The sequence below is a fragment of the Streptomyces sp. NPDC050422 genome, from assembly GCF_044458665.1.
In the GTDB taxonomy this organism is placed as follows: Bacteria; Actinomycetota; Actinomycetes; order Streptomycetales; family Streptomycetaceae; genus Streptomyces.
Genome location: NZ_JBITIE010000025.1, coordinates 53,277 through 66,911, shown reverse-complemented (window position 1 = coordinate 66,911; position 13,635 = coordinate 53,277). Strand labels below are relative to the sequence as shown.

The window sequence follows — 13,635 nt, the reverse complement described above, 5'->3', positions numbered from 1 at the left end:
TCAGCTGTCCCCCTGGGTGCGCAGCGATATCGCCGGGTCGGTGCGGCGCCGCGCGAGGACCGCGATGCTGATCAACGGCAGCGCCGCCACCCCGGCCAGCAGCAGGGCCACCTGCCCGGCCGGCAACTGCACCAGCACCGGGGGAACCGGCTGGGACGCCTGCCCGGTCAGCACGATCAGCGGCACGACCGCCCGGGTGAGCAGCGCGCCGAGCAGGGCCCCGACGAGCAGTGCGATCGCGATCAGTACGCCCTGTTCGGCGGCGGTCATCCGGGCCAGCTGACGGCGGGGCGTGCCCAGGGCCCGCAGCACGGCGAACTCGGCGGAACGCTCCCGCCGCGATCCGGCCGCGGCCACCGCGAAGCCGACCGCGGCCAGCGCGGCGGCGACGACCGCCACCGCCAGGAGCGCGGACTGCGGGCCGGCCCCCAGCGGATCGCTGATCAGGTCCTCGGCGACCTCGTCGCGCACCTGCACCTGTACGGGGTCGGTGTCGGGCTGCTTGCGGAGCGCGTCCGCGACCTCCGCGGCCCGGCCCGGTTCGGTGCTCAGCCACCATTCGGTGGCGGTGAACCGGGCGTTCGGGCGCTCGGCGAAGACCCGGCCCAGGGACCGGATGTCGAGGAGCAGCGCCCCGCCGTCCCGCGCCCGTTGCGTCTCCTCGGCGGAGTCGGAGGAGCCGGAGCCGGGCCCGGTGGTCGGCAGCCGGTGCACCGTCCGCGCGATCTTCACCCGGACCGTCTCACCGGCCAGCGTGACGTCGACGTGCTGCCCCTGCCTGGCCCCCGTCGCCTTCAGATAGGCGTCCGTGGCCACGGCGTTCAGGGCGGGCGCCTTGGTGCGGCCTGCGGTGATCCGGACATGGAGGGTCGGAAGCTCGTACACCGCGTCCTCGGGTGTGACGAACCCCGTGGTGTAGTCGAGGCCCAGCGGTTTCGTGGCCGAGGCGGTCGGGTGGACGTCCTCGCCCGGCCGTACCTCACCGAACACGGCGGCGGTCACGGCGGCCTGCCAGCGGAATCCGTCGGGGACCGGGACCGGCTGCTCGGCGCCGCCCGGCCCGGCGGTCCGCAGGGCGCTCACGGTGAGCCGGTGCGACTCCCCCCGGCCGACGGGCTGATTGCCGTTCAGTTCGATCCCGGTGACGGCGAGCTCGCCGGCGGCGGCCACGTCGACCGAGACCGGATGCACCTTGCCGTCGACGGGTACGGAACCGGCGACCACCTGGTACGCAAGGCCGTAGCGGTCCTCGAGTCCCACGGTGACCAGCGGCCCCATGCCGGACGGCGAGACCTTGCCGGGCGCGGTCACCGCGGAGATCCGTACGTCGAAGCGGAGCTGGGTGCTGTCCTTCGGCAGCAGCAGTCCGGGGCGGGCCGTCGCCGCCGGGGCGAGGCTGTCGAACAGCCGGTCCACCGTGCCGTCGCCGAGGTCGCCGCGCATCAGCATCCGCTCGTCGGCGTGCGCGGTGTCCAGCGCGAGGACGTCGGCGGTGCGCTCGTCGGAGAGGTCCACCGACGTGCGGAATGCGGGCGCCGCGTCCCGTACGCCCGGCACCTTCGCGTACGCACCGGACTTCGCCGGGTCCGCGTTGACACCGCCGGTCATACGCACCGACGCGCCGGACCTGAAGTCCGCCTGATCGCTCTGCGAACGGTCCCAGGAGGCGCTCTGCCCGATCGCCAGCATCCCCATCGCCACCGCGAGCACCAGCAGCAGCACCGGTCCGGCCCCCCGCTGGGGGCGCCGGCTGAACTGCCAGCCCGCCAGCGCCGCCGCCAGTCCCCGGCCACCGGCCGCGCGGCGTTCCGCGAGCCTGGCGGCGGGCGGCAGCAGACGCAGCGTCAGTACGGTGCCGGCGAGCAGCGCCAGCGCGGGCGCGGCCACCAGCAGGGGATCGATGCCGAGTTCGCCCTCGCGGTCGCCGCTGAGCCCGCCACCGCCCGAGCCCTCGGTCTGCCGGTCCAGCTGCCAGTACGCGACCGCGGCGATCACCAGTAGAGCGATGTCCGCGCCCGCCCGCACCGGTGCGGGCAGCGCGGCGGAACGGGTGGACCGCCGGCCCCCGGCGCCGTTGGCCAGGGCCGGGGCGACGACCGCGAGCGCGCACGCCAGCGCGGTGACGCCCGCGATCAGCCACACCTGGCCGGTGACGTCTCCGTCGAGCCGCAGGCCGATCCGGCCGAGTTCGCCGTGGTCCGCCAGCAGGCGGGTCAGCGGTCCGGCGAGCAGCGGGGCGACGACGGCGGCCGGCAGCGCGAGCAGCAGCCCCTCGATCGCCGCGAACGAGGTGATCCGGGCACGCGACCCGCCGCGCGCCCGCAGCAGCCGGGTCTCGCCGCCGCGCTCGCTGCTGAGCAGCCGTGCCACCAGCAGCAGGGCGTACCCGGCGAGCAGGACCAGCTGCACCGCCACGATCGTCAGCGTCGAGCGGGAGACGAGCAGGGCCCGGTCGATCTCGTCGAGGACGGTGGGCAGCGAGGTCTGCGCATGGGCCCCGTCCTTGAACTCCGGCGCGGAGAGCAGGGCCTTCGGGCCGGTCGTCGCCGAGTCGTGCAGCGCGGCCATCCGGTCCGTCGTGACGGTCCCGAAGTCGGCGGAGGCCAGCCAGGACATCTCACCGGAGCTGATCCGGCCGGAGCCGAGCACGGCCGGGTCGGTGAGCAGCGGACCGTACGTCGTGAAGACCAGCTTGCGGATGCCGCGCCCCCCGAGCGCGTCCAGTTTCCAGTATGGATCGGACTGGTCCGCGGCCCGGTAGAGGCCGGTGACCAGGATCTGGACCGGTCTGCCGCCGAGCCGGTCGGTGACCTTCAGCCGGGCGCCGGGCTTCAGCCCGAGGACGTCGGCGGCGGTGGCGGGGAGCGCGACCTGGACGGGGGCGCCGGCCTCTCCCGCGCCGGCGTCCGGCATGCGGCCGGCGGCGAGCCGGACCCGGCTGCGGTCGAGGGAGGCGAAGTGCGTGAGGTCGGGATCGCCGCTACGGGCGGCGGGGTCCTGCAGGCTGCGCGGCAGCGCGTACGGCCCGGAGGACTCCAGTTTCCGTACGGTCACCGGGAGCCCGTCGAACGTGTCGTGGGCGGCCCGGCGCACGGACGCCTCCGCGGCGTCCCGACGGTCGCGCTCCGCCTGCACGGATATGACGAGAGCCGCGGGCGCGGCCGACCGGTGGGCGAGGTTGTGGCGCAGTGCGGCGTCACCGACGGAGCCGGAGAAGGCGGTGAGGGCGGCCAGGACCGAGGTGGTGAGGAGGACGGCCAGGACGGCCGCGGCGAGCAGGAGCCGATGGGCCCGCACCCGCAGAAAGACGAACCCCGTCACCTGGCCCCCTGGTCACCGCTCACAGCGCGCTCACCGCCCCCGGCGCGTCGTAACGGATGCTGTCAGAAGGCGGCTACGACCGAAACCGCTTACGGGCAGACCTTGATGCGATTGTGATCGCTATCCGAAGTCGGAGTTCCGGATTCCGCACACATGTGATCGGGTCTCAGCCCTCGGTGTTCACCATCGACGCGGCCGCGTAGGTGAGGTAGTCCCACAGCTGCCGGTCGTGCTCCGGGGCCAGCGCGAGTTCGTCCAGCGCCTCCCGCATATGGCTCAGCCAGGCGTCGTGCGCGGCACGGTCCACCCGGAACGGTGCGTGCCGCATCCGCAGCCGGGGGTGTCCGCGCTCGTCGCTGTAGGTGCGGGGACCGCCCCAGTACTGCATCAGGAAGAGCGTGAACCGCTCCTCGGCCGGGCCCAGATCCTCCTCCGGGTACATCGGCCGCAGCAGCGGGTCACCGGCCACGCCCTGGTAGAAGCGGTGGACCAGGCGCCGGAAGGTGTCCTCGCCGCCGACCAGCTCGTAGAAGGTCAGCTCCTGCAGCGTGTCGCGCGGATTCTCAGTCACGTGTCCATGGTCGCAGACGCACCGGCCGGGCACGGGCGGCCGGGTGAAGCCGGCCGGCGCGGGCAGCACGACGGCCGGCGAGGAGTGCTCCCTCGCCGGCCGTATGTGCTTCGGATCCGCGTCAGTCCCGGCGGATCGTGATCGTCGTCCACGCCCCGACGTGCACCTGGTCGCCGTCCTGGAGCGGTACGGGGACGTAGGGCTGGATCGGGTCCTCGGCGCCGTTGAGCGTGGTGCCGTTCGTCGAGTTCTGGTCGACCACGGCCCAGCTGCTGTCCGGCTGCTGCACCAGCACCGCGTGCTGGTGCGAGACCCCCGGGTCCTCCGGGGGCACGGACAGGTCGATGTCCGGGGACTCGCCCGTGCTGTGCCGGCGGCGGCCGATGGTGATCTGGTTGCCGGTGAGCGGCAGCTGCTGTTCCGGTGAGTACGCCGGGAGGTTGAGCCCGGTGGCCTCGGGGCCGCTGCGCTGCATCATCGCCAGGAAGTACTCGCGGTCGGGGGAGATGACCGCGGTCCAGTTCATGGACAGCGGCGCCTGGCCCTGGTCCTGGCCATGCCCCTGACCCGGTCCGGGGCCCTGGTGCAGGCCCGGTCCCTGGTTCTGCCGGTCGGGGTACGGCTGCTGCTGCATGGGCGTCTGCGGGCCCTGGGCCTGCGAGGGCGGCGACAGCAGCCAGTCGTCACCGCCGGTCTGCGGCGCCTGCGGCTGCTGCGGCGGGGCAGGCGGTCCGGGCTGCTCGAAGACCGGGGGAGCCGTCTGCTGGAACGCCGGCGGCGCGCTCTGCTGCTGCTGGAACGGCGGCGGAGGCGAACCCTGCGGTGAATTCTGCTGCTGGAACGGCGGCGGGGGTGAGCCCTGCGGCGAATTCCCCTGCTGGGCGTGCTGCCGGCCCTGCGGGAAACCCTGCGGGCCGCCCTGCTGTTCATGCTGCTGGAACGGCGGCGGAGGCGGCGGGCCGTGCTGGCCCTGCTGCTGGCCCTGCTGCTGGAACGGGTGAGGGGGCTGGGGGCCCGGTCCCGGCGGTCCGGGCGGGCCGCCCGGACCCGAGGAGAGCGGTTCGGCCGACCGGTTCACCTGCGAGGGGCGCGAGCTCTGGTACTCGAACGGATCGCGGGGCTCACGCGGCTGCGGCGGGCCGGGCGGCTGCTGGGCCTGGAAGCCCGGCGGCAGATTGAGCCCGGGGACGGGACCGCCCGGAGCGCCGTGCTGCGGAGCCAGCGGCGTGTACGACGTCGCGGTGTTCGTGAGGAAGTTCCAGCGGCACTCCTCGCAGAACGGAGCCATGGACTCCCGCGGGGTGCGGCACTGGGGGCAGAGCTCGGCCTGCTGGGTCGCATCGGGGCCGGAGCCCTGCGGGTATCCGTAGCCGGGCGCGGGTGGCGGGGGAGGCGGCGGGGGGACGGCGCCCGCAGGCGCGCCCGGCCCGGCCATGCGGTGGCCGCAGACCTCGCACCAGTCCTCGGAACCCGACTGGTGTCCGTTCGGGCATGTCGGCATGTCGGCGCTTCCCCCTCTCCTCGTCCGGCCCGGGGGCCGTCATTTTTCTTGCGTCGCCGCCCGGCGGACCTGGCCGGTCGGGCGGCTCATCAGTGCGGATATGTGGTTATTTCTTGACGCGAACCGTCTTCGTGGAGCGCGTTTCGAGTGTCATCTCGTCCGCTTCCGCGACCTTCGCCTTCAGTCGCACAGTACCGGTCGCCGCGTCGACGACGTCTACCACCTTCGAAAGCAGTTTCGCAGTGTCCTCGTTCCCGGACGCCGATGCCAACTGCACCGCACGGCCGAGTTTGGCCGTCGCGCCGTCGAAGTCTCCCGACTTGCGTGCATCGAGCCCCTGCTGGATGACTTGTGCCAGTTCCGCCTGACCCGTGTAGTGCGCCACCTGCGGATTGATCGAGGTCGACGCCACCATGTCGTCCGTCCACACCGCCCGTACCAGGCCCTGCGACAAGGTCTGGGGCGCCCCGCCGGCCGGGTCGGGAAGGATCAGCGAGACGCGGGCCGCCAGCATTTCCTGCCCGATACCGGCCTCCGGAACCTGCACGCACACGTGGTAGTCGCGGGACTCGTCCCCCCAGGAACCGGTGGGGTAGTCGCCCGCACGCGGCCCGGCCTCGGTGCGGCGGTCGGTCAGCTCGGCCACCGTCGGCGCTACCTGCTTCACGAACTTGATCTCCACGCCGACCGGGGTCCAGAGCCGCAGCGCGACGTCCGCGACCTCCTTGCCCATCGCGTTCTCCATCATCTGCGTGAAGTCCGCGGCCAGCCCCGACGGGTCGGCGACGATGTCGGCCGTGCCGAGCAGCGCGGCGGCGATCGCTGTGACCTCTTTCACCTCCCAGTCGGTGCCGACACCGCGGGCGTCACACGTGAACCGGCCCGCGCACGCGTCGAGCGCGGCCCGCAGGTCCTCCGGGGCCTCGTGCTCGTTGCGCCCGTCCGTCAGCAGGATCCCGTGCCGGATCTCCACGTCGGCGGCGCCGAGCAGCCGGTCGGCCAGCCGCAGCCAGGTCCCGATCGCCGTACCGCCGCCCGCGCTGAGCCGGCGCAGGGCCTCCTTCGCCTGGGCCTTGGTCTGCGCATCGGCGACGGCGAGCCGCCCGTTGCCCGGGTATACCTCCTTGGCCACGTGCGTGCCGCCCACCACGGCGAAGGAGGTGCCGTCGCGCAGGGTGTCGATGGCCGCCGCCGGCGCGTCGCGGGCGTTGCGCATCTTGGTCGGCGGGTAGTCCATCGAACCCGAGCAGTCCACCATGATCACCACCGCTGCGCCGGTGGCACCGCCCGGCAGCTGCGAGGGCGTCGCACCCGTCAGGGGAACGCCGCCGGTGGTACCGCCCCCGGTCGACGTGACCGTGATGATGCCGTTGACCTCACGGCCGCCCTCGGGCAGATATTCGTTCTGGTACACCTCGACGGAGAACTGCGGCACGTTCGACTTGGAGAAGTTGGCCATCTGATCGGCTCCTTGAGGCTCCACATGTCAGATGAAGACAGATGTGCGGGCAAAGGCATCGGAGGTGCGGGGCGGACGGAACGGGGGCGGACGGTAGGGGACTCACCCGCTGCTTCAGGCGGATCCTGCCCCTTGCGGTGGTACGGCGAACGGCACCAGGGCCACTGTTACGTTGTCGTGGCCGCCGCCGTCGAGCGCGTGACCCACCAGCACCTGGGCGCCGTGCAGCGGCCTTTCGTACGCGTCCTCGGGCACCGCGGCGGCCATTTCGGCCGCGGACTCCGCGTAGTTCCACAAGCCGTCCGTGCAGACCACGACGAGCCCCGGCCGGTCCGGTTTGAACGACGCGGTGTGCGGCTCCAGTTCGTAGGCGTCCGCGCCGAGCCAGCCCGTGATGGCGTGGGCGCGCTCGTCGGCGTACGCCTCCGCCTCGTTCATCAGGCCGGCCGCGACCATCTGCGCGGCCCAGGAGTCGTCCTCGGTGAGCCGGGCCGGCGCACTGGTGCGGTCCTCGGGCACCCAGTACACGCGGCTGTCGCCGACCCAGCCGACGACCAGCAGACCGCTCGCCATGATCGCGCCGACCAGGGTGCAGGCCGGGGCGTTCTGATGGCGGTGCGGATCCTGCTCCTGGGCCTGGGCGGAGTCCTGCGCGAGCAGGTTGACCGACTCGGCGGCGGCGACGATCGCCTCGTGCATCGCCTGCTGCGGATGCGTGCCGCGCGGCAGCGAGTTCAGCAGCGCCTCGTTGGCGGCGTGCGAGGCGGCGGCCGAGGCCTCGTCGGGCCGGCTGGCCGACGACACCCCGTCGCAGACGATCGCGACGACGGCCGGCGAGCCGTCCGGGAGCGCGGTGGTCGACACGGCGAACGAGTCCTCGTTGCGGTGATGCCGCAGTCCGCGGTCGCTGACGGCGGCGACCGAACCGAGCTCCTGCTCCATGTGATCGCGCTCGCGAGGCTGGGCGTGGCCGCAGTTCTCGCAGTAGCCGTCGTTGTCGACCCGGCCGGCCCGGCAGGCCACACACACCTTGGACCCGGCCGACGGGGCCGGAGCCGGGTCGGGGTCGGGGGAGGTACGCGGGTCGGGCGCGGGCGCCGCTCCCGCGGCCGCCGGAGCGGCCAGCTCGAAGTCGCCCGACGCGTCGGGCCCGTCGAAACGGGTGGCCGACGGGGCGCCGACGGGCGGCGGTGGCGGCGAGCCTTCCCCGCCCGCGGGGGAGCCGGGTACCGGCCCGGGACCGGCAGCCGGCGCAGCCTCCGCGGCCGGGGGGGCCGGGGGGGCCGGGGTGGCCGGGGTGGCGATGGCGACCGTCGGACGGTCCTGCGGAGGCTCGGGCACGGCCGACAGGTCGTACCCGCACGCACCGCAGAACAGGTCCCCCGGCTCCAGCGGTTCCTCGCAGCCGGGACACCTCGACAAGGCCGTCTCCTGGTGATTCTGCGACATGTTCACACCCACGTTCGGGGGCGGAAACGGTTGGCCCGCTCCACCAGTTCGATCCTCTCGTCACCGGGCTCCGCAAGCCGGGCGAGCATCCGGTACGACCTCTCCAGCCCGAAACGCAGGCCGCGCTCGTCCAACTCACTGCCGAGCAGCGTCTTCGGCCCCTGCGCCCCCGCGTACGGGGCCGACTTCGGGTCCGAGGGCCGAGCCGTGGGACTACCGGAGAGTACCCAGTCCAGCGCCGTCCCCAGCACCTCGGTCGACAACTGCTCGCGGCGTACCGCGTCCAGACCCAGCCCGGCCAGCCCCGAGACCTGCGCCGAGGCGGCCATCAGATCGGTGATCAGCGGGTCGTCCGGGGCCCGCTCGCGCAGCCGGGCCCGCACCGCGGCGACGCGGGCCGCCGTGAAGTGGATCGACGCCTCCGGCACCGACTCCAGGGTCCTGACGGCACCGCCCCGGTCCCCGGCCGCGATCTGCACCCGGGCCAGGCCGAACGCCGCGCTCACGAAGCTCGGGTCGGTCATCCACACCAGCCGGTAGTACTCCGCGGCGTTGTCCAGCTGCCCCAGAACCTCCGCGCAGATACCGAGGGCCAGCTTCGGCGCGGGCTCCCCGGGGAACGCGTCGTAGACCGCGTCGAAGGACAGCGCCGCGTTCTCCTTGTCGCCGGACACCAGGGAGGTGAGCCCGCGGTACCAGACCACCCGCCAGTCGTCCGGGTGCTTCGCCTCCAGCGCCGTCAGGGTCTCCGTCGCGCCGCCGAGGTCGTTCATCTCCAGGGCGGCCCGCAGCTCACGCAGCCGGGTCTCCAACGAGGCGGCCGGCACAGCCTGGAGTGCGGCGATCAGTTCGGCGGGTGCCGACGCCATCACCCCGGCGAGGAACCCCGCGTTGGGGTCGCTCGCGTCGACCCGGGGGACGGGCAGCGCCAGCGAGGTCCCGCGCACATCGAGCCCGGCCAGCCGTGGTCCGATCGCGCTGTACGGCCCCGGCACGGCGCCGGGGCTCTCGACCGAGACCCGGGGGGCCGGAATGGCCGCCTGGGTCTGCGCGTACGGCGCCGGGATGCCGTTCCCCCCGGAGCCCGGGGCTCCGCCGCGGACATGCGTCGTGGTGGAGGGCAGCGGTCCGGCCCCCGCGGCGAACCCGGCGGGCGGGCCGGCGGGCAGGGCGCCCGGGACACCGCCGGGCGGCGCCACCGCGGCCGGCGGGGACGCGGGCGGTGCCACCGGCACCCCGCCGCCCCTGCGCCGTCCGAAGAGCCCGGCCCGGCCGGGCTCCGGCGACCTGGCACCCAGCCGCGAGACATCACCGGTACGGATGGTGAAGAGCTCCGTGTCGGTGACCCGCAACTCCGCACCGAACAGCGTCGACAGCGCCGGGCGCGGACGCCCCGTCTGCAGCGACACCACCTCGCGCAGCACGCCCGTCAGCTGCTCCGCCATCTCCACGGCGGAGGCGAACCGCCGTGCCGGATCGGGATCGGTCGCGCGCACCAGCAGCCGGTAGAACGACTCGTAGGTCCGGAACACCTCGATGTTGTCCGGGTCCGGCAGCGAGTCCACGAAGACGTTCGTGTACCCCTGGAAGTCGAAGGTGAGCACCGCCAGCGTCCGCGCGACCGTGTACAGGTCGGAGGCCACCGAAGGGCCGGCCTCCGCGACCTCCGGCGCCTGGTACCCCACCGTGCCGTAGATGGCCGACTCGTCGTCGTCCATCCTGCGCACCGCGCCCATGTCGATCAGCTTCAGCTGGTCCTCGGTCTGGATCGCGTTGTCGACCTTGAAGTCGCAGTACAGCAGGTTGCGGCTGTGCAGATGGCCCAGCGCCTCCAGCGCCTCGATGCCGAACGCGCACGCCTGCTCGACCGGCAGCGGATCCCGCTTCCCGGCAGGGGTGCGGCGCTCGTTGGCGATCTCCTTGAGCGCCTTGCCGCCCACGTACTCCATGACGATGTAGCCGTCGAGCGAACCGGTCCGCTGGTCGAGGTGCTCGACGAAGTTGTAGATCCGGACGATGTTGGAGTGCTCGATCTCGGCGAGGAACCGGCGCTCCGAGATGGCCGCGGCCATGGCGTCCTGGTCACCCGTGTCGAGCAGGCCCTTGAGCACCACCCAGCGGTCGGACACCGCACGGTCCACGGCGAGGTAGACCCAGCCGAGCCCGCCGTGCGCCAGACACCCCGCGACCTCGTACTGGCCGTGGACGATGTCGCCCTCCTGGAGCTTGGGCACGAAGGAGTACGGGTGGCCGCACTTGGTGCAGAACCCCTCCGTACGCCCCGGCCGCTCGCCCCGGGCCCGGCCCACCGGCGCCCCGCAGTCCGAACGCGAGCAGAACCGCTTGCGCTCCGGCACCTCCGGGTTGTCCATCACGGCGGTGCGCGGATCGGGACGCGGCACGTCCGGTACGAGCACCAGCCCGGCGCCCAGCCGGTTGCGGCCCGAGGAGCCCGTCGACTTGGCCGAGGAACGCACCGAGACCGAACGCGACGTGGCGCTCCCGGACAACGCGCGAGAGAGCCGACCCGACACCGACCGCCGCGACGTCGACGAACGCGACGAAGACCGTGAGGAGGCCCTCGACGACGCCTGCGAACTGCTGCGGGCCGAGGAGCTGTTGCTGCCCCTGCTGCCCCGGCCGCCGCCCGCGATACCGGTGGGCGGCGAACTCACCATGCCATTCGGTGACACGACCGGAGCCAGACCGCAGGTGTCGCAGTACAGCTCACCGCCGCCCATGTCCTCGTAACTGCCCTCGCACGCGGGGCGCTGGCACTGCGTACTCATGGTCATTCCCCCTGTTCGCCCCGGAGCCGCGGCGGCCACGACGCTCCGTCACTACCCGTCCCGCACACCAGGTGACCCAAGGCCCCCGAACGTCTCACGGTCGCCCCCTCCGGTCCTCGGGGCCCAACGGCCCGCGCCCGGCCAGCATGTCCAGCGCCGCGTCCTGATAGCGCTGCACCGCCAGCGCGGCGACCCGCAGATCGCACGGGGCGCTCCACAGCATCCGGCGCGCCGCGTCGTACCGCTCGATGAGGACCGGGTCCTCCGCCAGGCCGTGCCGGGCGACCTTCGCCTTGTACGCGTCGAGCCGGCCCCGCAGTTCCGCCCGGACGGCCAGCGGCGCCGTGACCGCCGTCAGCTGCTCCCGGGCCCTCAGCAACTCCTCGCCGGCCTGCTGCTCCAGGGACTCCAACAACGGTGAGAGCCGGTGCCACTGGGCATGCCTGCGGTACTCCGACGCGGCGGCCAGCCGCTCCTGGAGCGCCGTCGGCGGCCCGTTGACCGCGGGCACCTCGGACGCGGCGATCTTCGCCAGCACCTCACCGCGCGCCGCCCTGGCCTCGGTCAGGGTGCGGTCCGCCCGGGACAGGACATCGCGCAGCTGGACCAGACGCTGCTCGGCGTCCTGCCGGACCGCGAGCACCGCCTCGACCTCCCGCCGCACGTCGTCCAGCGCCCGTGCCGCCCGGTCGTAGCGCGTCGTGTCCGGGCGGCCGCCGCCCGGTGCCGAACTGCCGGGCCCCGGCAGCCAGAACGCCAGCGGGTCCGAGATCACCTGCACCCGCAGCGTGGTCAGCTCCTGCACGATCGACTCCAGGTCATCGCCCGCCGGGTGCTCCCCGGGCCGGACGCCGACCGAGTGCGCCAGCGAGTGGGTGCGGCGCAGCTCGGCGGCGAGCAGATCTATCCGGGCGGGCATCGCCGACCACACGGAGTCGGAGGCGACGACCATGTCGAGCGAGCGCGCGTACAGCTCGTTCATCCGGTGGACCAGTTCCTCCAGCGTGAAGCGCTCGGAGAGCCGGGCCGGGCCGGTGATCGACGGATCGTGACCGGCGGCGGCGTGCGCGACCGTGATCCCCTCGCCGCGCAGCAGCTCGGTGAGCGCCACCAGGTCCTCGCGGTTGGGCTGACGGCGCCGGGCCCGCACCTCGCGTGCCCGGTTCAGCGCTCCCGCGTACGCGTCGAAGTAGGTCCACAACAGCGTGATCGACTGCTCGGTGGAGCTCCAGCGCTCCTTGGTGACACCGGTGAGGTCGGCGCCCTCCAGCAGCCGGCGCCCGGCGTGGTCCTGCAGGGCGAGGAGCGAGGTCTCGATCGCCTCGTGCTCCGCACCGAGCCGGGCCAGCGCGCGGTCGGCCTCGTCCCGGTCCATGACCGGGCCCGGAGGCCGGGCCGCGTAGCTGGGGAAGGGGCCCGCGACGCCCATCGATCACCTCTCCGCTCTTCCTGCCGGGCGGGGCCCGGCAGGATCAGTGCTGTCGACCGCCGGCCGGTCATCAGTTGCTCACCGGCCGGGAACCAGGTTCTAGTTCCGGTACTTGGGCGCCGGCGGCGCCGTTATCCCGGGCAGACCCTTCTTCAGCCATTTCCGGTACGACTGCATCCACAGACTGTCCGCGCCACCGGCGCGGTAGTCGACCAGCACCTTGTTGACCCGGGACACCAGGTCGTCGGCACCCTTCTTCGTGGCCACTCCGTAGAACTCGGTGGTGAAGGGGTCTCCCTTGAGCTCCACGGCCGGGTCCTGGGCGGCCTGGCCGGCCGCCAGCGCGTTGTCCGTGACGACCGCGTCGACCTCGCCCATCTGGAGCCGCACCAGGCAGTCCAGCTGGTTGGGGACGGTCAGCTTGTCCTCGTCGGCCGCGCTGCCGTCGTGGTCGTCCTTGAACACGGAGCCGAACGACTCCTTCTCCAGCGCCTCGTACGCGGTGGAGCCCTCGGCGGTGCAGACCCGCTTGCCGGCCAGCGAGGAGTTGAAACCGGTGATCGCGGTGTCCTCCTTCGACGCGAGGACCTGCTGACCGGCCTGGAAGTAGGCCGTGGAGAACGACACCTGGTCCAGCCGGGAGCAGTTGATCGTCATCGTCCGGACGACGACGTCCACCTTGTCGTTCTCCAGCGCGGCGATGCGCTGGTTGGTGGGGATCGCCCGGAAGATCACCTTGTCCGGGCTGCCGAGGATGTCGTTGGCGATGGCCCGCACCAGGTCGATGTCGAAGCCTTCGAGATTCCCGGACTCCGGGTTGCGGAACCCCCACTGGAAGCTGTTCTGGTCGACGCCGGCGATCAGCTTGCCGCGCTCCTTGATCCGCTTGATCGCGCCGCTCTCGGCCAGGCCGGGCAGCAGGCTGGCCTCCGGGTCCTTGCAGTCGTCGGCCCGCGCCTGAACGGCATGGGCCGTCCCGGGTCCGGCCCCCTCCGCGTCGAAGGCGGACTCGCCGCTGCGGGAGAGCGGCAGCAAGGTCAGCGATGCCGTCACCGCACAGGCCGCGGCCATGGCGGTCACCCCGCCCCAGCCGCGCAGCCGGCCCCTGCGGGCCGT

8 protein-coding genes are annotated in these 13,635 nt (G+C 73.2%); all 8 read right to left on the bottom strand.

The features are described from left to right. The 8 genes from ACIBJG_RS32800 to ACIBJG_RS32765 all read right to left on the bottom strand — a co-directional run bounded on the left by ACIBJG_RS32800 (window position 1) and on the right by ACIBJG_RS32765 (window position 13,590). A complete protein-coding gene (locus tag ACIBJG_RS32800) occupies window positions 1–3,321 on the bottom strand; it encodes an ABC transporter permease (protein ID WP_399313121.1) in 3,321 nt (1,106 codons plus the stop codon). A 166-nt stretch (window positions 3,322–3,487) separates the two neighbouring features. Then, window positions 3,488–3,892: a globin gene (locus tag ACIBJG_RS32795; protein ID WP_399313119.1), complete on the bottom strand. Its 405-nt coding sequence runs from the start codon at window positions 3,890–3,892 to the stop codon at window positions 3,488–3,490. Window positions 3,893–4,013: 121 nt separating this feature from the next. Further along, on the bottom strand, window positions 4,014–5,393 hold the full coding sequence (locus ACIBJG_RS32790) for an FHA domain-containing protein (RefSeq protein WP_399313117.1): 1,380 nt from the start codon (window positions 5,391–5,393) through the stop codon (window positions 4,014–4,016). Window positions 5,394–5,499: 106 nt separating this feature from the next. Continuing rightward, a complete protein-coding gene (locus tag ACIBJG_RS32785) occupies window positions 5,500–6,852 on the bottom strand; it encodes a VWA domain-containing protein (RefSeq protein ID WP_399313115.1) in 1,353 nt (450 codons plus the stop codon). Between the two features lie 114 nt (window positions 6,853–6,966). Beyond that, on the bottom strand, window positions 6,967–8,307 hold the full coding sequence (locus tag ACIBJG_RS32780; protein WP_399313113.1) for a PP2C family serine/threonine-protein phosphatase: 1,341 nt from the start codon (window positions 8,305–8,307) through the stop codon (window positions 6,967–6,969). Beyond that, window positions 8,304–11,090: a tetratricopeptide repeat protein gene (locus ACIBJG_RS32775; protein WP_399313112.1), complete on the bottom strand. Its 2,787-nt coding sequence runs from the start codon at window positions 11,088–11,090 to the stop codon at window positions 8,304–8,306. Before ACIBJG_RS32775 ends, ACIBJG_RS32780 begins: the two co-directional genes overlap by 4 nt. A gap of 94 nt (window positions 11,091–11,184) precedes the next feature. Next, window positions 11,185–12,519 (bottom strand): hypothetical protein, encoded by a 1,335-nt coding sequence (locus ACIBJG_RS32770; protein WP_399313110.1) that lies wholly within the window; start codon window positions 12,517–12,519, stop codon window positions 11,185–11,187. Between the two features lie 99 nt (window positions 12,520–12,618). Then, window positions 12,619–13,590, bottom strand: a complete 972-nt coding sequence (locus tag ACIBJG_RS32765; protein ID WP_399313181.1) for a glutamate ABC transporter substrate-binding protein — start codon at window positions 13,588–13,590, stop codon at window positions 12,619–12,621. Window positions 13,591–13,635 lie beyond the last annotated feature (45 nt).

Excerpts from the sequence above, each read along its gene's own strand:
- ACIBJG_RS32790 (WP_399313117.1), bottom strand. The coding sequence starts at position 5,393 with ATGCCGACATGCCCGAACGGACACCAGTCGGGTTCCGAGGACTGGTGC.
- ACIBJG_RS32765 (WP_399313181.1), bottom strand. The coding sequence starts at position 13,590 with ATGGCCGCGGCCTGTGCGGTGACGGCATCGCTGACCTTGCTGCCGCTC.
- ACIBJG_RS32770 (WP_399313110.1), bottom strand. The coding sequence starts at position 12,519 with ATGGGCGTCGCGGGCCCCTTCCCCAGCTACGCGGCCCGGCCTCCGGGC.
- ACIBJG_RS32785 (WP_399313115.1), bottom strand. The coding sequence starts at position 6,852 with ATGGCCAACTTCTCCAAGTCGAACGTGCCGCAGTTCTCCGTCGAGGTG.
- ACIBJG_RS32775 (WP_399313112.1), bottom strand. The coding sequence starts at position 11,090 with ATGAGTACGCAGTGCCAGCGCCCCGCGTGCGAGGGCAGTTACGAGGAC.